Genomic DNA, 22,560 nt, shown 5'->3' with positions numbered 1-22,560 from the left:
TTGAGACAAAAAAACGCATCGAATTAAAAATAGGATGCGTTCTTTTTATATTATTCATCAGCAGTATGTTCAGGAAAAAATCAAGAACAAAACACTAGCTATTGCTTCTTTCCATCATATCCCCACTTCATATAAAGGGCACCCCAAGTAAATCCGGCACCAAATGCAGTGAAAATAATATTATCACCTTTCTTCAGTTTCTCTTCGAAATCCCAAATACAAAGTGGCAGTGTTCCGGCACTTGTATTACCATATCGTTCGATGTTGATCAGCACTTTCTCGTGAGGAACTTCCAAACGATGGGCTACTGCATCAATAATACGAAGATTGGCCTGATGAGGAACTACCCAATCGATTGTATCTTTTGTCAGTCCGTTCTTCTCGGCAAGTGCAACACTAATATCCGACATGTTCGATACAGCATACTTAAACACGGTACGACCTTCCTGATACAAGTAATGCATATGGTTGTCTACCGTAAAATAAGAAGCCGGACAAACAGATCCACCTGCTTTCAAATGCAGGAAAGGCAAACCCTTACCATCTGTACGCAACATTGAATCCATGATACCTACATCTTCCGTTGTCGGTTCCAGCATGAAAGCCGCAGCACCGTCACCAAAGATAGGACAGGTGGCACGGTCGCTATAATTCACGATCGAGGACATCTTGTCGGCACCTACAATAATGATTTTCTTGTAACGTCCCGAACGGATGTAATTGGCAGCTGTCTCCATCATGAAAAGGAATCCGCAACAAGCAGCAGACATGTCATAAGCAAAAGCTCTTTTCAGACCCAGCTTATCACACAAAATGGATGCAATAGAAGGAAACTGATAGTCGGGAGTAGAAGTAGCTACGATAACCAAATCAATATCATCGGGATTAGAACCGGTACGTTGCATCAGCTGCTTAGCAGCTTTACGCGCCATATACGAAGTTCCGAGTCCTTCTTCATTCAGGATATGTCTTTCCTTCACTCCGATACGAGTCATGATCCATTCATCGTTGGTATCCACCATTCTCGACAACTCATCGTTAGTCAGAATATAATCGGGTACATATCCACCGACTCCTGTTACTACAGCATTTATTTTTTCCATCTAAATATCTTTACTAATAAAAAGTACCAACACGAAGTAGTGCCTAAAAAGGATCGGTCACCCCACCCTTCTTAGACACACTATATACATGTTCAAGTACAAAATCATTCAGAATTTGCCGAAATTATACGGCAGCCTCTTTCTCAATAGCCAGCTTACCTCTGTAATAGCCACATGCGCTACATACAGTGTGATATACATGCCATTCACCACAGTTCGGACAAATAGCTAATGTAGGAGCTACAGCTTTATCATGAGTTCTTCTCTTTGCAGTTCTTGTTTTTGACTGTCTTCTTTTAGGATGTGCCATTTTCTTCTAATCTTTAATTGTTATCTAATATTTTCTTTAATTCATTCCAACGCGGATCAATCGGCGTTTCTGTTTCTTCTTCCGTCAGTACATCATCTTCCGGAATGAAGGCATCTTCCTCCTCCTCATCCGGAGTAGTACGTAGATGCTTTCTCAATTTACTGCTCATCGCCTTATTGCATTTTCCGGGAGCATGAACATGCTTCATCGGAATAGCCAAAGCTACAAATTCGTACATGAACCATGCTACATTAATTATCCCTTCATCTTCTGGAATAACGATCAGGTTTTCACCTTCTTCGGCATATTCATGTCCAAACTTCACCAGCAACTTGTCCGTTGAGCTCACTGGCTGCTCCATATCATCCAGACAACGGTCACAAGGCACCCACACCATCCCGTCTGTCTGAAAATTCAATTCAAAAGCACGAGATGTTTTTCGTACAACTAACTCTACATTGACTTTACCCTTCTGAACTTCAGGCCCGTCAATGTTAGCAAAGAAAAGGTTATCCAAAACAAACTCATACTTACAAGAGTCTGCCTGCATACCTTTCAAGTCTATTTTGTATTTATCAAACTTTCCCAAAGCTTCTTTTGTTTATTCGGGCGACAAAGATACAAATAATTATCCTCATAATGTAGCATTTAGGGGTAAAATATTCTTTTTTATACTGATTTTACATGCTTTCCATAATAAAAACGTAAGTATCCTATTCATATTAGATATGAAATAAAGTACAAAAAAGGATCGATATGTATATTACATAATCATGCTTAGCACCCATTCCTGCATTTCTCCCATGATTGCATATGCCTTTCTATTGTACTCTCTCTTTCTAACTATCCTTCTAAAACTCCCCAGTTATCCCCAGCGAGTGCACCTGTTATTGCACTCACAGTGCAGTAGTCAGTGCACTCCCAGTGCAACAGTTGGTGCACTAACAGTGCAGTAACTGTTGCACCGGAACAGCACAGTTAGCGTATCTGGAAGGAACTATTCAAAAGAATAACACGCAGGATATATCGTTCTCAGGCGCGGCCTTCCCCGTGGCTTTCCGTGGCATCCGTGCCTGAAGGGAAAAAAAGAATTCTGCGTGCATGCGGAGGGAAAACAAAAAAGCCCCTCCGGAACTCTCCGAAGGGGCTTCTACTAAAACGGCGACTACCTACTCTCCCACTGTTACGCAGTACCATCGGCGTGACCGGGCTTAACTTCTCTGTTCGGAATGGGAAGAGGTGGAACCCCGATGCTATAGTCACCTTAATAAGGTCGACATGATGTCTGAAAGTAAAACCATCAATTCTGAATGTATATAACGACCATTCTATATCTTATTTGAGACCTAAAAGTGAACGGGCAATTAGTAATGCTCGGCTTTGGTGTCGCCACCTTTACACCTGCATCCTATCAACGTCATCGTCTTTGACGACCCTAAGAAATCTAATCTTGTGGCTGGCTTCGTACTTAGATGCTTTCAGCACTTATCCAATCCCGACTTAGATACCCGGCAATGCACCTGGCGGCACAACCGGTAAACCAGAGGTCAGTCCAACACGGTCCTCTCGTACTAGTGTCAGAGCCACGCAAATTTCATACGCCCACGATAGATAGAGACCGAACTGTCTCACGACGTTCTGAACCCAGCTCGCGTGCCACTTTAATGGGCGAACAGCCCAACCCTTGGGACCTTCTCCAGCCCCAGGATGTGACGAGCCGACATCGAGGTGCCAAACCCCTCCGTCGATATGAGCTCTTGGGAGGGATCAGCCTGTTATCCCCGGAGTACCTTTTATCCTTTGAGCGATGTCCTTTCCATACAGAAACACCGGATCACTATGCTCTAGTTTCCTACCTGATCGACTTGTATGTCTCCCAGTCAAGCGCCCTTATGCCATTACACTCTGCGGACGGTTACCAATCGTCCTGAGGGCACCTTTAGAAGCCTCCGTTACGCTTTTGGAGGCGACCACCCCAGTCAAACTACCCACCAAACAGTGTCCTCCATCCAGGAGTTAGAACTCAAACAACCAAAGGGCCGTATTTCAACAGCGGCTCCACGATGACTGGCGTCACCGCTTCGATGCCTCCGGCCTATCCTACACATCAGTTGCCCAAATTCAATGTTAAGCTATAGTAAAGGTTCACGGGGTCTTTTCGTCCCATCGCGGGTAATCGGCATCTTCACCGATACTACAATTTCACTGAGCTCACGGTTGAGACAGCGTCCGGATCATTACACCATTCGTGCAGGTCGGAACTTACCCGACAAGGAATTTCGCTACCTTAGGACCGTTATAGTTACGGCCGCCGTTTACTGGGGCTTCAATTCAACGCTTCTCTTGCGATGACGTCTCCTCTTAACCTTCCAGCACCGGGCAGGTGTCAGGCTGTATACTTCATCTTTCAATTTTGCACAGCCCTGTGTTTTTGTTAAACAGTTGCCTGGACCTATTCTCTGCGCCTCAACTTGCATTGAGGACCCTTTATCCCGAAGTTACAGGGTCAGTTTGCCTAGTTCCTTAACCGTGATTCACTCAAGCGCCTTAGTATATTCAACCCGACTACGTGTGTCCGTTTGCGGTACGGGTACCATACAAGTTATGTTTAGCGGATTTTCTCGGCAGTATGTTTACCCACACTATTGACTTGTCCGAAGGACGCGTCATACTTTCAGGTTCGATTCTTTCCGTGGATTTGCCTGCGGAAATCAACATCTACTCCCTTAAACCGGCTATTCCGTCAGCCGGCGGTGGTGTCACTCCTGCGTCCCCGCGTCACCCTGCATGGTAGTAACGGAATATTAACCGTTTCTGCCATCGGCGTCGCCGTTCGGCTGAGCCTTAGGACCCGACTTACCCTGATCCGATTAGCGTTGATCAGGAAACCTTAGTCTTTCGGCGGGCAGGTTTCTCGCCTGCCTTATCGTTACTTATACCTACATTTGCTTTTCCACACGCTCCAGAATACCTCACGGTACGCCTTCAACGCTGAGTGGAATGCTCCCCTACCGATGTATAAACATCCCAGAGCTTCGGTAGAATACTTATGCCCGATTATTATCCACGCCAAACTCCTCGACTAGTGAGCTGTTACGCACTCTTTAAATGAATGGCTGCTTCCAAGCCAACATCCTAGCTGTCTTAGCAATCTGACTTCGTTAGTTCAACTCAGTATTCATTTCGGGACCTTAGCTGCTGGTCCGGATTGTTCTCCTTTAGGACATGGACCTTAGCACCCATGCCCTCACTCCCGACATAGAACTGGCACGCATTCGGAGTTTGTCAAGACTTGATAGGCGGTGAAGCCCTCGCATCTTATCAGTCGCTCTACCTCATGCCAGTATAAGTCGAGGCTGCACCTAAATGCATTTCGGGGAGTACGAGCTATCTCCAAGTTTGATTAGCCTTTCACCCCCACCCTCAGTTCATCCAGAAGCTTTTCAACGCTTATTGGTGCGGTCCTCCAGCTGGTGTTACCCAGCCTTCAACCTGACCAAGGGTAGATCACTTGGTTTCGCGTCTGTTCCTTCCGACTATCCGCCCTGTTCAGACTCGCTTTCGCTTCGGCTGCAGGCCTCAAGGCCCTTAACCTTGCCGGAAATAACAACTCGTAGGTTCATTATGCAAAAGGCACGCCGTCACACCGAAAGGTGCTCCGACCGCTTGTAGGCGCACGGTTTCAGGAACTATTTCACTCTTCTGTTCGAAGTGCTTTTCACCTTTCCCTCACGGTACTGGTTCGCTATCGGTCTCTCGGGAGTATTTAGCCTTACCGGATGGTCCCGGCTGATTCACGCAGAATTCCTCGTGCTCCGCGCTACTCAGGATACCACTATGCTTCGTCTGACTTCATGTACGGGACTGTCACCGTCTGCGGTGCTACTTTCCAGAAGCTTCCATTCGTCAGATTTCTTGCAACGACGTGGTCCTACAACCCCTGTCATGCCGTAACATGGCAGGTTTGGGCTGGTCCCCGTTCGCTCGCCACTACTTGGGGAATCATTATTTATTTTCTTTTCCTGCAGGTACTAAGATGTTTCAGTTCCCTGCGTTGGCCTCCACCATAAGGATGGATGGTATTCCTTCAGAATACCGGGTTGTCCCATTCGGAAATCCGCGGATCAAAGGTCATTTGCACCTACCCGCAGCTTATCGCAGCTTATCACGTCCTTCATCGCCTCCGAGAGCCAAGGCATCCGCCATGCGCCCTTGCTTACTTTTTTGTCTTATCGACACAGCAGTCGATATATACTTTCAGCTTTCAACTTTTACTTTCATTTTGTACATCATGTCATAGATCGTAAGGGAGAAATCCCTAAGTGGAGAATAACGGATTCGAACCGTTGACCCCCTGCTTGCAAAGCAGGTGCTCTAGCCAGCTGAGCTAATCCCCCAGATATTTTCAGGTAGTCCCAGGCAGAGTTGAACTGCCGACCTCTACATTATCAGTGTAGCGCTCTAACCAACTGAGCTATAGGACTGTCAGTCTAACCCTCGCCTTTCGGCTCGGCTTCTACTTTTCTCGCAATATCGTAAAAACAATCACGCAGGTACAAGAGAACGGTAAGAGAACCATCCGAACTTCATCTTTCGGACGTCACTCCAGAAAGGAGGTGTTCCAGCCGCACCTTCCGGTACGGCTACCTTGTTACGACTTAGCCCCAATCACCGGTTTTACCCTAGGGCGCTCCTTGCGGTTACGCACTTCAGGTACCCCCGGCTTTCATGGCTTGACGGGCGGTGTGTACAAGGCCCGGGAACGTATTCACCGCGCCGTGGCTGATGCGCGATTACTAGCGAATCCAGCTTCGTGGAGTCGGGTTGCAGACTCCAGTCCGAACTGAGAGGGGTTTTGGAGATTGGCATCCTGTCGCCAGGTAGCGGCCTGCTGTACCCCCCATTGTAACACGTGTGTAGCCCCGGACGTAAGGGCCGTGCTGATTTGACGTCATCCCCTCCTTCCTCACATCTTACGACGGCAGTCTATCCAGAGTCCCCAGCATGACCTGATGGTAACTGGATATAAGGGTTGCGCTCGTTATGGCACTTAAGCCGACACCTCACGGCACGAGCTGACGACAACCATGCAGCACCTCCACAGCGGCGATTGCTCGCTTATCCGTTTCCGGATAATTCCGCTGCAGTTCAAGCCCGGGTAAGGTTCCTCGCGTATCATCGAATTAAACCACATGTTCCTCCGCTTGTGCGGGCCCCCGTCAATTCCTTTGAGTTTCACCGTTGCCGGCGTACTCCCCAGGTGGGACACTTAACGCTTTCGCTAAGCCGCTGACCGTATATCGCCAACAGCGAGTGTCCATCGTTTACTGTGTGGACTACCAGGGTATCTAATCCTGTTTGATACCCACACTTTCGAGCATCAGCGTCAGTTACAGTCCAGCAAGCTGCCTTCGCAATCGGAGTTCTTCGTGATATCTAAGCATTTCACCGCTACACCACGAATTCCGCCTGCCTCTACTGTACTCAAGGCTTCCAGTATCAACTGCAATTTTACGGTTGAGCCGCAAACTTTCACAACTGACTTAAAAGCCCGCCTACGCTCCCTTTAAACCCAATAAATCCGGATAACGCTCGGATCCTCCGTATTACCGCGGCTGCTGGCACGGAGTTAGCCGATCCTTATTCATACGGTACATACAAACATCCACACGTGGATGACTTTATTCCCGTATAAAAGAAGTTTACAACCCATAGGGCAGTCTTCCTTCACGCTACTTGGCTGGTTCAGGCTCTCGCCCATTGACCAATATTCCTCACTGCTGCCTCCCGTAGGAGTTTGGACCGTGTCTCAGTTCCAATGTGGGGGACCTTCCTCTCAGAACCCCTATCCATCGTCGACTTGGTGGGCCGTTACCCCGCCAACTATCTAATGGAACGCATCCCCATCGCTGACCGGAATCCTTTAAAAGGATATCCATGCGGAAGTCCTTTGCTATCGGGTATTAATCTTTCTTTCGAAAGGCTATCCCCGAGTCAGCGGAAGGTTGGATACGTGTTACTCACCCGTGCGCCGGTCGCCATCAATTGAAGCAAGCTTCAATCATGCTGCCCCTCGACTTGCATGTGTTAGGCCTGTAGCTAGCGTTCATCCTGAGCCAGGATCAAACTCTTCATTGTAAGAATATCTTTTGCGACAGTTGCCTGTCGGCATTTGCTCTGTTCAGGACGACCGATTGATTTACCGAAGTTCTCAATTCTTCTCTTTCTTTATATATATATAAGGAAAGAGCATTGACGGTTCTTCTTTACCCGGAGAAATCTGATCTTTTCAATCTTCATTTCTCCGCTCTTGTACTACGTATTGTTTATGTAATCTCTTCATAGATCGCTTCTTCTTGACGAAGGCTTTTCTTTCGGAAAGCGGATGCAAAGATAAGAACTTTATTTCATATCTTCCAAATTTTTTCGAAGTTTTTTTTCATTTTTTTCAGGGGCTCTTTGTGAAGCGTTGCTTGACAAAGATCACCTTTCCGGCTCACTTTCCTTACAGAATGTAAGCAGAAAAAGATCTAAAACTGCGAATCGTTTGTTCCGCGTATCTCAGAATGTCATTTCGTCGCTGCTCTCGTTCTCGAAAGCGAGTGCAAAAGTAGTGGGTTTTTAATTATGCTCCAAATATATCAAACACTTTTTTTCAACTTTTTGATGAAGTTTTTGCTAAATAGCTGATTTATAGATATGTTGTAGAACATGTTTTTAAAGAAGGTATCGTAGGGAAAGGGAAAGGGGACACATTATACATTCACATGTGCGCGCGAGAAGGGAAAAAGAAGCAAAAAGAGGATAGAAAGGGGAAAAAGGGGGAAAGATAGGGACTAAGAGGCGCAAAGGAAAGGACTAGGAGGAGAAAAGAAGAAGGGACAGATCAAGCAAAAATAAAAAGACGAGTTGCATCAACAGCAGCTCGCCCTCAAAAAAATATGTAGTCTTCAGCAGGAGAATAGTACATTATCCTCCCCATGAAACTTTCCTCACATCAATATTGCAGCGGTAAAACTCAAAGACCTTCTTTAGACTCTTCCTGTGGAATACGCACAGAAGTATAAAGTTCAAGAATAGCAGCAATCGTCATACACACAATCCACTCGTTGCCGTGCGTAAAGAACATGAAAGCGCCCGTCAGCACCAGCAATATTGCTCCAAAAATCTGCTGACGCCGCAAACGTTTCACATTCGGACTTTTACTTTTGGACGGAGAATTAATCTGCGCAAGCGCCACCATAGCCGCCCCTATCGTATAAATATAAGGAGCAAGTTCCCATCCGGTGATATACACGGCAGCACCCGTCAGAGCCATAACGGCTCCTACAACAAAAAAAGCAGGTATCAGTTGTTTCATTATTCTATATCTTCTTCAAATACATAAATATCTTCATTGGGCTTCTTCATCAGATACTTTTCACGAGCAATACGCTCGATAGCACCCGAATCAACAGCCAACTCGTTGAGTCGTTCCGTATTCTCTTCATACTCATTACGATATTTTTCGATTTCACTGCGCAAACGACTTTCTTCACGCGCATACTGAAAACGACGCATCAGATTATTCTCGTCTAGAAATCCCAATATCACAGCAAAGATGACTAAAGTCACCAGATATTTATTGAAAAAACGGTTCTTACGGATGTAAGCCCAAAGCGAAGCAAGTTTATCCATCTGCCCTTAACTATTAAAAGACTACAATCGGCCGATACAACAAATGTTTACAGCCAATATTTACAGCCACAAAGATAAAAGGAATAAGCGAGAAACGGCAGCAACCAGATAATAAAAAATTGCAAAACACAGGTAATCTTCATCCAGCCCAACATTACCGACAAGCAAAATTTGTCTGACCGAATATAGAGATTTTCGATTTGTATGTGCTATCTTTGCACAGTATGACCAATGGAGCCAGATTTTGTACGCGGAATCCCGGCCACAGTGACAAGAAACTCCCAAATATGGAAAATTATATCGTATCAGCCCGCAAGTACCGTCCTTCGACCTTCGAGTCGGTAGTTGGACAACGGGCTCTGACCACTACTCTGAAAAATGCCATTGCCACCGGCAAACTGGCACATGCTTACCTCTTCTGCGGACCGCGAGGCGTAGGCAAAACTACTTGTGCCCGTATTTTTGCCAAGACCATCAACTGCATGCACCCCACCGCCGAAGGCGAGGCATGCAACGAATGTGAGTCGTGCACTGCTTTCAACGAACAACGTTCGTACAATATACACGAGCTGGACGCCGCCTCAAACAACTCAGTTGACGACATTCGGCAACTGGTAGAACAAGTACGTATTCCGCCACAGATAGGCAAATACAAGGTCTACATCATCGACGAGGTACACATGCTCTCGGCATCGGCCTTCAACGCTTTTCTGAAAACATTGGAAGAGCCACCCCGCCATGCCATTTTCATTCTTGCCACGACCGAGAAACACAAAATTCTGCCTACCATCCTTTCGCGCTGTCAAATATACGACTTTAGCCGCATCAGCGTGGAAGACACTGTTGCACACCTGGCATACGTAGCATCGAAGGAAGGCATCACTGCCGAGCCCGAAGCACTTAACGTAATCGCACTGAAAGCCGATGGCGGTATGCGCGACGCCCTATCCATCTTCGACCAGGTAGTCAGCTTCACCGGAGGACACATTACCTATCAAAGCGCTATCGAGAATCTGAATGTACTAGACTATGAATACTACTTCAGACTGACCGACCAGCTCCTTGAAAACAAAATAAGCGATGCCCTGTTATTGCTGAACGACGTACTGAACAAGGGCTTCGATGGCAGCCATTTCATTACCGGACTGGCATCGCACTTTCGCGACCTGTTGGTCAGCAAAGACCCTGCCACCACTTCACTGCTCGAAGTTGGTGCCAGCATCCGCGACCGTTATCAGGCACAGGCACAGAAATGCCCTGTTCCCTTCCTGTACAAAGCAATGAAACTTTGCAACGATTGCGACCTTAACTACCGGATGAGCAAAAACAAACGCCTGCTGGTAGAACTTACATTGATTCAAGTAGGGCAACTCACCGCTGGGGAGGACGATGCCAGTGGTGGGCGTAGCCCTAAACAAGCCATAAAACCTATATTCAACCAGCCTGCCGCCGCTCAGCAGCCACAGGCTACCCCTGCCATGCCCCAACAGCAGGCAACTGTTGCTCCACAGCAACCATCAGTGCAACCTCAGCAACAAGCAGCTCCTGCTACAAACAATGCACGCCAAGAAGCACCAGTACATGCTACACCGACCGCCGTGCTGCTTGCACAAGGTAAAGAGGAGAAGAAAATCCCTGTAACCCAAATGTCGAAATTGGGGATTTCCATCAAGCGTCCGCGTCAGGAAGAAGAGAAAAAGGAAATTACTACGCCTTCTTCCAATACGTCTACGACATCCACATCCCAACCTGTTGACGACTATATCTTCAACGAGCGTGACGTGAACTACTACTGGCAGGAATATGCCGGCCAAATGCCCAAAGAGCAGGTCGCTATCGCCAAACGAATGCAGAACATGCATCTTAACTTACTGAACGATACGACTTTCGAAGCAGTAGTCGACAATGAAATCGTTGCCAAGGAGTTTACCGGAATGATACCCGTCATACAAGACTACTTACGCAACCGACTGAAAAACAGAAAAGTCACCATGACCGTACGCATCAGCGCACCAACAGAGAAAGTCCGTGCTTACGGGCGAGTGGAAAAATTCCAAATGATGTCTCAGAAAAACCAAGCCTTGCTCCAACTGAAAGATGAATTTGGGTTGGAATTATATTCATAAAAAACGATTTTATATTTTCCCAGTTAGGAAAAAAAGTTTTCCCAACTGGGAAAATATTTTTCTCTAACTGGGGAAAATTCAGTTCTCATTTTTCCTAATTAATCAACTGATAATCAACACCCGCCTTTTAAGCTTCCTCAAAGCTTCGAAAGCGACTCTATTTAGACAGCATACAAATTAGATTTTTTTTAAACGAAGTAGGGAACAAGTAACCAAGAAAACCATTATTTTTGTCGCCGTAATTAGTACTAATAATAATTTAAAATCTAACGAAAATGGCTTACGTAATTAGTGACGATTGTATTGCTTGCGGAACTTGTATCGACGAGTGTCCGGTAGGCGCTATCTCTGAAGGTGATAAGTATTCTATCGACCCTGAAGCATGTACAGAATGCGGTACTTGCGCAGATGTTTGTCCTTCTGAAGCAATTCACCCGGGAGCATAATACAATCCTATTCAGAAAAGATAAAGGGATACACCGTTGCTGGTGCATCCCTTTTTTCATATACGTTCCGTCCTCATTCAGCGTGTCGGCTGATGCATCCCAGCCATCAGCAAGCCATTCTGACGGGCATAATCCAAATAGTATTTACGGTTCTTGACAGCCATTTCCGGATTCATATCATAAGAAGCACAGAAGTCTGGACGCACCAACTGGAGAGCTGCTCCATGCATCAAATCGCCCACAACGAGAAAACCACCCAGCTGATAGACCGTATGACCGGGTGTATGCCCTTCGGCATTCAAAGCTACTACCCCCGCCGGCAACGTATCACCATATTCGAACAAATGCAACCGGTCTTTGTAGGCCGACATCGTAGCAACAACCTTTGCCTTCTGATCGTCGGGCATCTGCATCCAACCATCGTATTCCTGGCGCGCAACATATACTTCAGCATGCGGGAATACAGCACTGTCAGCCTTCACCATTCCCCCTATATGATCGAAATGCAAATGGGTCAGGAATAAACAGTCAATATCGGCAGGCGATAAACCAGCGGCCTCCAATCCCTTCATCAGACGGCTGTCGGGTGCTCCCATCCCCGTATCAAACAAAATATGCCTTCCATCAGCTTCCACCAGAAAAGTACTGACTGACGAAGGTATTCCATCGGCTATTCCCAAACTGTCAACCAACTGTTGCGGCACATCGCCAAACAGACTTACCGGCATCAGCCGTTCTTTAGCATTATCACGTATCCACGTCAGTTTCACTCCGTCACGTTCCATCGTAGTAGTGTCCATACAAGCAAACAGAGCTTGTTCTTCACTCTCTGCTGCTGCTTTTTTCTGCGCACCACTGCCACAACTGCTTCCCATCAAAGAAGCAACCAGCGCACCAGCCAATAAATACAAACTTCTTTTCATGATCTCTGCTATTTTAGTCAATCTATGTTCTTTTTATCCATTAGTCCAGACAGTCACGCAAGCAAAACCAGAACAAGAATACGGCTCTACCTCATCCAATATTACTGTCTTCCAATATAAAAACAAAGATAAAAGAAAAATCCTCTTGCCGTACCCGAGAAAGGGATCCGGCAAGAGGATTTATAATAATTATTTGTATAACTACAGCTTACTTCAGTGCAGCCAATGCTTCCTTAATGCGGCGAATAGCCTCAACAATGTTTTCATCGCTAGTAGCATAGCTCATACGGATGCAATCGGGCGCACCGAAAGAAGTTCCGCCTACACAAGCCACGTGACCTACTTCGAGCAGGTACATAGCCAAATCATCGGAAGTATTGATTTTACGGTCACCAGCCGACTTTCCGAAGAACGAACTACATTTTGGGAAGAGGTAGAAAGCACCTTCGGGAACATTCACTTCGAAGCCCGGTACTTCCTTAGCCAGCTTCACAATAAGATCGCGACGGCGTTGGAAAGCCTGACGCATCTCTTCTACCGGAGCTTGCGTACCTGTGTAAGCTGCTTCGGCTGCTTTCTGCGATACAGAGCAAGGACCTGAAGTATACTGTCCCTGCAACTTGTTCACGCCTTTTACAATCCATTCGGGACCGGCAATGAAACCGATACGCCAGCCTGTCATAGCGTATGCTTTTGATACACCGTTGACGATAACCGTACGGTCTTTCATCGACGGAATCTGGGCAATGCTGTGATGACGGCCAATATAGTTGATATGTTCATAAATCTCGTCGGCAATAACGATTACCTGCGGGTGCTTTTCGAGCACAGCAGCCAGTCCGGCCAATTCCTCGGCACTGTAGACCGAACCCGTCGGATTGGACGGAGAGCAAAGAATCAATGCTTTAGTCTTTGGTGTAATGGCAGCCTCCAGCTGAGCAGGAGTCATTTTAAAATCCTGTTCGATACCAGCCGTTACAATAACAGGTGTACCCTCGGCCAGTTTCACCATCTCCGGATAGCTAACCCAGTAAGGAGCAGGAACAATGACTTCATCACCCGGATTGACAAGTGCCAAAACAGTGTTGCACACCGATTGCTTAGCACCATTGGCACACGAAATCTGGGCAGCGGTATAGTCCAGACCGTTTTCGTTTTTCAGTTTGGCCACGATAGCATTGCGCAAGGCTGGATAGCCGGCTACGGGAGAATAACGGGAATAGTTCTCGTCGATTGCCTGTTTAGCAGCCTCTTTAATGTGGTCGGGAGTATTGAAGTCAGGTTCACCGACACTCAGGTTAATCACATCCACGCCCTGTGCCTTCAGTTCGGCACTTTTCTGAGACATGGCCAATGTCGCCGACGGCGACAGACTGTTCAAACGGTCAGATAATTGATTCATCTTATTTCTATATTTAGAAGGTTGTTATATTCCGATTGCAAAATAACAGATTTTTCCCGACACGGAAAAACAAATAGTCAAATTACTTATTGAAGTGTAGCGTATGCCCCATGCGCTCTTTCTTCGTACGCAGGTAGCGCTCGTTGTAAGGATTGGGAGTCGTTTCGATAGGAACATTCTCGGTAATCTCCAGTCCGTAAGCTTCAAGGCCTACACGTTTCACAGGATTGTTGGTCATCAGACGCATTTTGTGTACCCCCAGCTCACGAAGAATCTGAGCACCTACACCATAGTCGCGTTCATCGGCCAAATGTCCCAGACAGATGTTAGCATCCACCGTATCCATACCGTCTTCCTGCAACTTATAGGCTTTCATTTTCTCCATCAATCCGATGCCACGGCCTTCCTGATTCAGATAAACGACCACTCCCTTGCCTGCCTTTTCAATCATTTCCATCGCTTTGTGAAGCTGCTCGCCACAGTCGCAACGCTTGGAAGCAAAAATATCACCCGTAGCACACGAAGAGTGTACACGTACCAGAATCGGCTCGTCCGGTTCCCACTCGCCCTTGAACAAGGCCACGTGCTCCAGCCCGTTGGATTTCTGACGGAAAGCGATCAGGCGGAAATCACCATGCTGGGTAGGCATGTGCACCTCTACCCCCTTCTCGACAATGGATTCTTGCTTCAGACGGTAAGCAATCATATCACGGATAGAGATGAGCTTCAGTCCATATTCATCGGCCATTTTACGCAACTCAGGCAAACGGGCCATGGTTCCGTCATCGTTCATTATCTCCATCAGCGCACCAGCCGGATAGAGTCCTGCCAGACGGCACATATCAACGGTAGCCTCGGTATGTCCGGCACGGCGAAGTACACCTTTTTCCTGAGCATAAAGCGGATTAATATGACCGGGACGACCGAAAGTAGCAGGAGTCGACGCCGGATCGGCCAACGCCTGAATGGTAGCAGCACGGTCGGCAGCCGATACACCGGTTGAACAGCCTTCCAGTTTATCGATAGTCACCGTAAAAGGAGTTCCCAGTACGGAAGTATTGTCAAGCACCTGATGTGGCAAGTCCAATTCCTTGCAACGCGACACGGTAATCGGAGCACACAGCACACCACGCGCATGTTTCAACATGAAGTTTACCTTCTCGGGGGTAATCTTTTCGGCAGCGATAATAAGGTCGCCCTCGTTTTCACGATCTTCATCGTCTACTACGATGACAAAGTTACCAGCCTTGAATTCTTCAATGGCTTCTTCTATGGTATTCAGTTTTACATTTTCCATATCGTTATTATTTATTTATCCCTGAGATTCTTTATGATATATATCACATCTTCGTTTGTCTTTATGACACGCTCCATATCCTTACTCAACCGTATGCGGAACGCCCAAATACGGAAATAGAAAAACAGTCCTACCGGGAACACGACTCCGCAGGCCAGGTTCAGCCAATAATTATGGAACGGACGTACATGAGCATGAACAGGTATCACCGGATAATTGTTCAAAGCTGTCAGCAACGACATGGCACGCGTGTTCGACATTTCGTCAATCAGCGCCTCCATACGTTCGTTGATCTTCTCTACTTCCTCGTCCACCTTATCGTTCATCCACAGTCTGAAATAATTTGGAGCATGCTTCAGATCATTTCTTGCCACATAGTCGCGACAATCGTCCGAAAGCTGCTGCAAGTCACCGGGGATTCTGTCATAATCGGGGTCGTGAATGATGACTTCCTTACGGAACATGTGCCGCACACTGCGGATACCGATAATCTTCTTAAACCAATTAATATAGGCATCAGCGTTCAGCACTACAGAGTCGTTGTTAGATTTGTAAGTAAGGAAAGCTCCTAACGGTGCCAGAATAGCTGTACTGGTCCACATACCCATCCAGACAATCCACTTGCCGTCGCGCGCCATCTTGTAGCCCGTATTATTAATGATATAATAGATAATGAATATCAGCACCGACACTACCACCGGCATACCCAAACCGCCTTTGCGGATGATACCGCCCAAGGGAGCACCGATGAAGAAGAATATCAGGCAGGCCAACGAAAGGGTAAACTTTTCGTGCCAAGCAGTCATATGCTTTCGAAGGGAAGACTCAGTCTGTTGTATATTAAAACCTTTGAAGCTCCAGTCGCTTGCTGCCGACTCGGCACGACTCACGGCCGATGAAATGATCTTCTGTTTCTCCATCAGCGTTGCCGCATCAAACAGACTGTCTACATTGAAACTGGAAAGTACGGCTTTCTCAATCTTGGTCGTATCAGACTTTGTCAGATGGGGTACAGGCCGGTAAGTAGCTTCCATCGCTTCGTTATAATAAGCCCGCCCCACACTGTCGTTCAGCACCTTCATCGAATCAATGTCCGCCTCCAACGTTGCCATATTTTTACTGCTCGACTGCCCGCTCATAAAGCCTTCGTCGGCCATGTTGAAGTCAGAGTCGAACTCTATGATGGCATGTTTCTCACGGAAAGCTTCCCGCTGATAGGGCACGTTCTTCTGGTTCATGCTCTGCGACTTCAGATTCTCGAACTGCTCACCGCTGAACAGATGCAAATATAAGTGCTGTTTATCTGCTGTCATCTCCAGGCGTCCGGAGTCGGCTTTGATGATCTGTGCGTTCTCGAATCCTTTCTCGAAATTATATATCAGTACGTCGTACAGCATACCGGTCTTACGGTCTTTGTGCTTCACATACAGGTTGTAACCCTCTATCTCGTCGTAGAACACGCCTTCGGGAATGTCCAACTCGGGCGATTTCTGTTTCATGGAAAGAAGTAACGTCCACAGTTTGGTCTGTGCCTTAGGCCCCACAACGTTCTGAAAATAAAAGGATACACAACAAATCAGCGAAATGAATACAATCAGCGGACGCATGATTTTGATCAGAGAAATACCTGCCGCCTTCATAGCCAGCAACTCGAACCTCTCACCAAAATTTCCGAACGTGATCAGGGCAGCCAACAAAATGGCCAAAGGAAGCGACACCGGTACCAACGTCAGTGCCGAATAGAAAAAGAATTGAGCCAAGACTGAAATTTCCAGTCCCTTTCCTACCATTTCGTCTACATACCTCCACAGGAACTGCATCATGAAGATGAAAAGGCAGATAAAGAAAGTGCCTACAAACAGCAGGCAAAAACTCTTCAATATAAATATATCTAACTTTTTTATGCGCAGCATCTTATTCGTATCATGCATTGAAGACACAAAAGTAGCACAAAAAAAGGAGTACGGAAAATTTTTAATCGAAAGTTAACTAAAAACCACACGTTCTCCGTAATGTCTCCACCTGCGACTCCCACAACTCACGTACGTCATCCACCTCGTTGGCGGCAGCAAAGTCAGTAATTTCGAGTACAAAGTCATTGGTCAGTTCGCTATTTGTCATCTTTAGTTCAAAATACTCGCGAGGGATTTCATTGTCCAACCAACGGAAACGGATAAATGAATAAGCACGTACAGCCACAATCTCGGCGGTCCGCTTTTCCGTTTTACCCCAAAAGAAGTCTACAATCTTATCATCCGACTGCACTCTGTCTGCAAACCAGCCTTCCAAGCCGGTAGGAGTACTGATGGCAGACCAAAGGATGCTTTTAGAAGTCGCGTTCAAAAGGTATTCCAAGTGTATTTTCTTTCTTTCCATAGTCATTATTCAGCTTTCTTTTGCGTTGCCAAGATAAATACTTTTTTCTAATTAGAAAAAGGAATCTATGCTTTTTGTTCCCACAGAAGAGCATATTTCACCACAACAAACTGATAATCAATACAAAATAAAGACATAAAAAAAGATGTTTCACATGCTTCATTGAAGTTTCAGAGAAAAAATGCACAAAAAAGACACGAAAAGTTTTGGTAGTTCAAATAAATGCTCTATCTTTGCACCCGCAATCGAGAAATGATGGCGGGATAGCTCAGCTGGTTAGAGCGCATGATTCATAATCATGAGGTCCCCGGTTCAATCCCGGGTCCCGCTACTCTGATAAGATAAGACTGTTGAGAGGCTTCCACTCTTGGCGGTCTTTTTTGTTTTATGCGCCTGTGAAAGGTGCACGAAACGTGAAGTTTCACCATACTCCATTACCTATCAGCGAATTAACTCACAAGTGAAAGCGTGAAAGGAATAAGCAGAATTCCTTTCAACAATAGCAAATAAAGCAAAAATCAGCTCCAACAATATCTGATTTCACCATAAAAACATAGCGTCCGAGCCACACTTGTGTGGCTCATAAGCCGCGCAAGTGTTTCTCGCGAGCCGTACAAGTGTCGCTCATGAGCCGTGCAAGTGTCTATTAAGGCTATATGAAGTGTCGAAGAAAAGCAATGCAAATTCATATTTTATCATTACCTTTGTAACAGGCAAACCTATTCCAGACACTCATTCTTCCAAACGTTTTCGAATGAAGCCTGAGCAAACCTATTTAAAGACACTAAAAAGAATAATCACCATGCAACCCTTTGACTATAGACCTGACGATAACCGGTATAATAACGGAATGAAGTATCGCCGTTGCGGACGCAGTGGCATCCTGTTACCCGAAATCTCACTGGGACTGTGGCATAACTTTGGCGATGTGGACACATTCGCCAATTCACAAGCCATGGCCCACTACGCCTTCGACCGAGGCATCACCCACTTCGACCTTGCCAACAATTACGGCCCCTCCGCTGGCTCGGCTGAAGAAACTTTCGGCACAATCATGAAGAAATCTTTCATGCCCTACCGCGACGAACTGTTCATATCAACCAAGGCCGGGCATGAAATGTGGCCTGGCCCCTATGGCGACTGGGGGTCGCGCAAATCGCTGATGAGCAGCTTAAACCAAAGCCTTAAAAGAATGAATCTGGACTACGTGGACATATTCTACTCCCACCGCTACGACCCCAACACACCGCTCGAAGAAACCTTGCAAACCCTTGTCGACATTGTTCGTCAGGGAAAAGCGCTCTATGTAGGCATCTCCAAATATCCCGCCGAAAAGGCAGCCTTCGCCTACCAATATCTGGCAGAGAGAGACGTACACTGCCTACTCTATCAAGGAAGATACAGCCTCTTCAGTCGCGAACCCGAAAAAACAGGCATCCTGAAACAGGCACAAGAGAACGGTAGCGGCTTTATCGCTTTCTCACCGCTAGCCCAAGGCCTGCTGACTAACCGCTATCTGAACGGTATTCCGGAAGATTCACGCATGGCACGGGGTGGATTCCTGAAAAAAGAAGCTCTAACAGAAGAAACTCTGAACAGAATCAAAGCCTTGAACGCACTGGCCTTGCAACGCGGACAAACGCTGGCCGAAATGTCGCTGGCATGGTTGCTGAAAGACGAATTGGTAACTTCGGTCATCATCGGAGCCAGCTCTGTAGGCCAACTGGCAGACAATCTGAAAGCTCTCGACAACACTTCTTTCACCCAGGAAGAACTAAGTCTGATCGAAAACATTCTTGCATGATTGGAACAGACATGTACGAAGCCTATTAAACTGGACAACCCACCGCTCACTCTTTTATCAGTGAGCGGTAGATTGCATCCTGTATGCGAGTACGGATATCAAGCTTCATCAGCTTCGTATTCCATACATCCGGATAAATACGGTTACTGAGGAAAACATACACCAGACGGTTATCCGGATCGACCCAGGCACACGTGCCGGTGAACCCTGTATGGCCATAAACCGAAGCCGGAGCCAACTTACCGCAAGGACTCTTTTCCGGATGCCGACTATCTGGCTTGTCAAAGCCTAGCCCACGGCGACTTATTTTGGAAACGCTAGTCGTAAAGAAACGACATGTCTCCCTGCTCAGATAACGTTTTCCGTCCAACTCTCCACCGTTCAGCAGCATCTGATAAATCTTTGCCACCTCACCGGCATTCGAAAACAGTCCGGCATTGCCCGATACTCCTCCCTGAAAAGCAGCCGACTCATCATGCACATATCCGCGAAGAACCGTTTTCCGCAGAAACGGATCGGAAGAAGAAGGCACAATTTCTTCTTTCGGTAGCCGTTGAAGCGGTAAATAAGCTGTATGCGTCAATCCCATAGGAGCATAAAACACTTTCTCCAGATATGCATCCAACGGCAGGCCAGACAAAGTTTCGACTACTTGCTGAAGTACGATAAAACCTACACAACTGTAGCGATAGCGCTTATCCCTCAAAGGCGCATCCGCAATCTTCTTCAAATAAATCTGCTTGAACGACTTGTCAAGCCAAAGACTGTCGGACACCTGCCAGACATGAGACGACGTACGTACTTTCGAGACAAGCCCTTTCTTGAAACGGAAATTCGAATTGGCCCATGTGCTGGCTCCTATCCGTACCGAATGCAGCTTATCCGGCTTCTGTTTGTAAAGTCCGCCCCGATAGCTATCCTTATCAATAGCTTCTCCGTAGAACAGCAAGGTAGAAGGAAGTCCCGATTCGTGCAACAGCAGTTCGCGAATGGTAATGTTGCGCTTGTCGGTATTCTTCAGAAAAGGCAAAATGTCTCCTATCCGATCAGTCAGATTCAATTTACCTTCATCGTAGAGCTTCATCACAGCCAGCAGGGTAGCCGTTGTTTTGGTCAGCGAGGCAATGTCGTACACATCGGTCGGCTTCACTGGAATTTCTGCAGTTCCGTTCCGGTTCATCCGTCCGTGTGTTCCAAACGCCTTGTTGTACATTTCCTTACCATCCTTCCACACCACAATCTGGCAACCCGGATAAGCACCTCTACGGATTCCTTCCTGGGCAATCGAGTCGATACACGCCAATTTTTGCGAGTTCATGCCATGTTCTTCTGGAATGAAATGAGGCACCGTCCGTGGCCCAACATCTGTCCCGGCTCCTGCTGCAAACAGACTGCCGATACTTGCCGACAACCTGCCATTGGCACAAGCCTTTCCGTATAATATCTTTGCCACCTGACATTGCACATCGTCTTCCGACGAATGAGCAAGCACTACCGCACCGGCCTTTGCCATACATTTTTCTATTGGAACAAGTTCCTTTCCAGAAACAAATGCCACAAAAGTAACCGGCACACTGGGCGCAAAATTATCAAAGAAAGACTTATAGGCTGACAGCTTTCGTACGGTAATGCCTACCACGATACGCTTGTAGTTCGCCAACGAATCCATCAGTTGTTTCCGGTTTTCCTCCGTCATATCCTGTGTCAGACAGAACTCCTTCGGTTGAGTATAAACCGATAGCTCCTTCAAGAAAGGCTTCAATCCATTTGGTTCGCCAACATTCAGCACCGCAACCTTTTTTACTACCGGATCAAGAGGCAACAGTCCCGAATCATTGCCCAGTACTGTTATAGATGCCAGATTGAGACGTCGTATCAGGTCACGCGTATGCGGTCGGTCAATCCGATTGGTCAGTCCAGACAAGCGGATATGAGGTTTCTTGTTCAAGCTCAAAGCATATTTATAAGTCAACACCTTCCGGCATTTGGCATCAATCTCTTCACGCGACAGTTCGCCATGCTTCACAGCTGCATGCACAGCGGCCACTTCCTCTTTGATACGGCGCGGCACCAGCAACAAGTCATTACCAGCCTTCAACGCCTGAAGACAAAGCGTTGCACTCTCGCCTACCCCCTTCATGGCAAGTGCATCCGTAAAAACAAGTCCCTGAAACTTCAGTTCTCTCGTCAACAAGTCGTACACCACATTACGCGACAACGACGAAGGCAATCCGTTACGAACCTCGAAAACAGGTACTTCCAGATGCCCCACCATAATGCCGCTTACACCGGCACGGATAGCCTTCTTAAAAGGATACAGTTCCACACTGTCCAGACGCTCACGGCTGAAAGGCAATAAAGGAAGTTCCTTATGCGAATCGGTATCAGTATCACCGTGCCCGGGGAAGTGTTTGCTGACAGACAATACTCCACCCGATTCAAGTCCAGTGGCATAAGCAATCACTTTACTTGCTACGTTTACCGGACTTTCGCCAAAAGAGCGAGTATTGATAACCGGATTCTCCGGATTGATGTTAACGTCGGCTACCGGTGCAAAATTGACCTGCACTCCAAGTTCGCGACACTGACGGGCCACTTCACGGCCATATTCATAAATCAGGCTGTCGTCCTGAATACATCCCAGCACCATATTCCTCGGAAACGAAGGAGTACCACGCAAGCGCATTGCCAGCCCCCATTCCCCATCAAAAGTCATCAACAGTGGAACCTCGGCCATCCGCTGTGCTTCATTAGTCAGTGTCACCTGATTCTGTAACTGTCCGCCCGAAAAGAGCAGACCGCCAACCTTATAGTCCTTTACGACCTTACGCAAGAGTTCCCTGTTCTTCTTCGTAGGCTGCGGTGCGATGGTATAAATAAACAATTGCCCGATACGTTCTTCCAAAGTCAGCTCTTCCATCACCGAATCCACCCACTGCCTGCAACGCACATCATCCGCAAAAGGGCGTATCATCAACGGTTCCACCGGTGCAGTCGGTTCGGGTGGAACAAGAGACAAGCTCCTATCGGAAGCCACATGTCCACAACAAACCATAAAGACTAAAAGGAAGAATAGCAATCGTTTCATCATAATCC

At 46.9% G+C, this 22,560-nt stretch carries 14 protein-coding genes, 3 tRNA genes and 3 rRNA genes; 4 read left to right on the top strand and 16 right to left on the bottom strand.

Going from position 1 to position 22,560, the window contains the following annotated elements; translation table 11 throughout:
* Nucleotides 1-98: 98 nt before the first annotated feature.
* From BQ5591_RS05415 to BQ5591_RS05375, 10 genes are all read right to left on the bottom strand, one after another.
* Nucleotides 99-1,103, bottom strand: coding sequence for a beta-ketoacyl-ACP synthase III (locus BQ5591_RS05415; protein ID WP_071148685.1), 1,005 nt, complete (start codon nt 1,101-1,103; stop codon nt 99-101).
* Between the two features lie 124 nt (nt 1,104-1,227).
* A complete protein-coding gene (gene rpmF, locus BQ5591_RS20665; protein ID WP_022164345.1) occupies nt 1,228-1,413 on the bottom strand; it encodes a 50S ribosomal protein L32 in 186 nt (61 codons plus the stop codon).
* A 13-nt stretch (nt 1,414-1,426) separates the two neighbouring features.
* The gene (locus BQ5591_RS05410; RefSeq protein ID WP_022164344.1) at nt 1,427-2,002 is read right to left on the bottom strand and encodes a YceD family protein; all 576 of its coding nucleotides are present in this window, start codon (nt 2,000-2,002) and stop codon (nt 1,427-1,429) included.
* Nucleotides 2,003-2,569: 567 nt separating this feature from the next.
* Nucleotides 2,570-2,680: ribosomal RNA gene (rrf, locus tag BQ5591_RS05405) — 5S ribosomal RNA — on the bottom strand.
* 77 nt (nt 2,681-2,757) lie between these two features.
* Nucleotides 2,758-5,639 (bottom strand): 23S ribosomal RNA (locus tag BQ5591_RS05400).
* Between the two features lie 97 nt (nt 5,640-5,736).
* A tRNA-Ala gene (locus BQ5591_RS05395) sits at nt 5,737-5,810 on the bottom strand.
* A 13-nt stretch (nt 5,811-5,823) separates the two neighbouring features.
* A tRNA-Ile gene (locus BQ5591_RS05390) sits at nt 5,824-5,897 on the bottom strand.
* Nucleotides 5,898-6,022: 125 nt separating this feature from the next.
* Nucleotides 6,023-7,551: ribosomal RNA gene (locus BQ5591_RS05385) — 16S ribosomal RNA — on the bottom strand.
* The 16S, 23S and 5S rRNA genes sit together here with 2 tRNA genes alongside, the layout of an rRNA operon.
* An 880-nt stretch (nt 7,552-8,431) precedes the next feature.
* Nucleotides 8,432-8,773, bottom strand: coding sequence for a hypothetical protein (locus BQ5591_RS05380; protein ID WP_071148684.1), 342 nt, complete (start codon nt 8,771-8,773; stop codon nt 8,432-8,434).
* Nucleotides 8,773-9,090 carry an FtsB family cell division protein gene (locus BQ5591_RS05375; protein WP_022162839.1) on the bottom strand — a complete coding sequence of 106 codons (318 nt, stop codon included), beginning with the start codon at nt 9,088-9,090 and terminating at the stop codon, nt 8,773-8,775. Before BQ5591_RS05375 ends, BQ5591_RS05380 begins: the two co-directional genes overlap by 1 nt.
* Nucleotides 9,091-9,377: 287 nt before the next feature.
* Between BQ5591_RS05375 and BQ5591_RS05370 the strand changes: the two genes are divergently transcribed.
* Nucleotides 9,378-11,216 (top strand): DNA polymerase III subunit gamma/tau, encoded by a 1,839-nt coding sequence (locus BQ5591_RS05370; protein ID WP_071148683.1) that lies wholly within the window; start codon nt 9,378-9,380, stop codon nt 11,214-11,216.
* Between the two features lie 275 nt (nt 11,217-11,491).
* Entirely contained in the window at nt 11,492-11,662 is a 171-nt protein-coding gene (locus tag BQ5591_RS20660; protein WP_021846942.1) for a DUF362 domain-containing protein, read from the top strand.
* A gap of 77 nt (nt 11,663-11,739) precedes the next feature.
* Here the strand turns inward: BQ5591_RS20660 and BQ5591_RS05365 are convergent, their stop codons facing one another.
* From BQ5591_RS05365 to BQ5591_RS05345, 5 genes are all read right to left on the bottom strand, one after another.
* Nucleotides 11,740-12,585 carry an MBL fold metallo-hydrolase gene (locus BQ5591_RS05365; RefSeq protein ID WP_071148682.1) on the bottom strand — a complete coding sequence of 282 codons (846 nt, stop codon included), beginning with the start codon at nt 12,583-12,585 and terminating at the stop codon, nt 11,740-11,742.
* 208 nt (nt 12,586-12,793) lie between these two features.
* Nucleotides 12,794-13,987 (bottom strand): pyridoxal phosphate-dependent aminotransferase, encoded by a 1,194-nt coding sequence (locus tag BQ5591_RS05360; RefSeq protein WP_022162842.1) that lies wholly within the window; start codon nt 13,985-13,987, stop codon nt 12,794-12,796.
* 82 nt (nt 13,988-14,069) lie between these two features.
* On the bottom strand, nt 14,070-15,284 hold the full coding sequence (locus BQ5591_RS05355; RefSeq protein ID WP_022162843.1) for a bifunctional 3,4-dihydroxy-2-butanone-4-phosphate synthase/GTP cyclohydrolase II: 1,215 nt from the start codon (nt 15,282-15,284) through the stop codon (nt 14,070-14,072).
* An 11-nt stretch (nt 15,285-15,295) separates the two neighbouring features.
* On the bottom strand, nt 15,296-17,197 hold the full coding sequence (locus BQ5591_RS05350; protein WP_071148681.1) for an LptF/LptG family permease: 1,902 nt from the start codon (nt 17,195-17,197) through the stop codon (nt 15,296-15,298).
* Between the two features lie 76 nt (nt 17,198-17,273).
* Nucleotides 17,274-17,660 carry an START-like domain-containing protein gene (locus tag BQ5591_RS05345; RefSeq protein WP_071149343.1) on the bottom strand — a complete coding sequence of 129 codons (387 nt, stop codon included), beginning with the start codon at nt 17,658-17,660 and terminating at the stop codon, nt 17,274-17,276.
* A gap of 257 nt (nt 17,661-17,917) precedes the next feature.
* On the opposite strand from BQ5591_RS05345, the gene BQ5591_RS05340 reads away from it, so the two are divergent.
* Together BQ5591_RS05340 and BQ5591_RS05335 are read left to right on the top strand one after the other, a co-directional pair.
* Nucleotides 17,918-17,991: transfer RNA gene (locus tag BQ5591_RS05340), tRNA-Met, on the top strand.
* Nucleotides 17,992-18,462: 471 nt separating this feature from the next.
* Complete coding sequence (locus BQ5591_RS05335; RefSeq protein WP_071148680.1) at nt 18,463-19,464, top strand: aldo/keto reductase; 1,002 nt, start codon at nt 18,463-18,465, stop codon at nt 19,462-19,464.
* 46 nt (nt 19,465-19,510) lie between these two features.
* Here the strand turns inward: BQ5591_RS05335 and BQ5591_RS05330 are convergent, their stop codons facing one another.
* Nucleotides 19,511-22,552 carry a serine hydrolase domain-containing protein gene (locus BQ5591_RS05330; RefSeq protein WP_071149342.1) on the bottom strand — a complete coding sequence of 1,014 codons (3,042 nt, stop codon included), beginning with the start codon at nt 22,550-22,552 and terminating at the stop codon, nt 19,511-19,513.
* Between the last annotated feature and the right edge of the window lie 8 nt (nt 22,553-22,560).

It is taken from the genome of Bacteroides ndongoniae, from assembly GCF_900108345.1.
Classification (GTDB): domain Bacteria; phylum Bacteroidota; class Bacteroidia; order Bacteroidales; family Bacteroidaceae; genus Bacteroides; species Bacteroides ndongoniae.
This window is presented reverse-complemented; position numbering and strand designations above follow the sequence as displayed.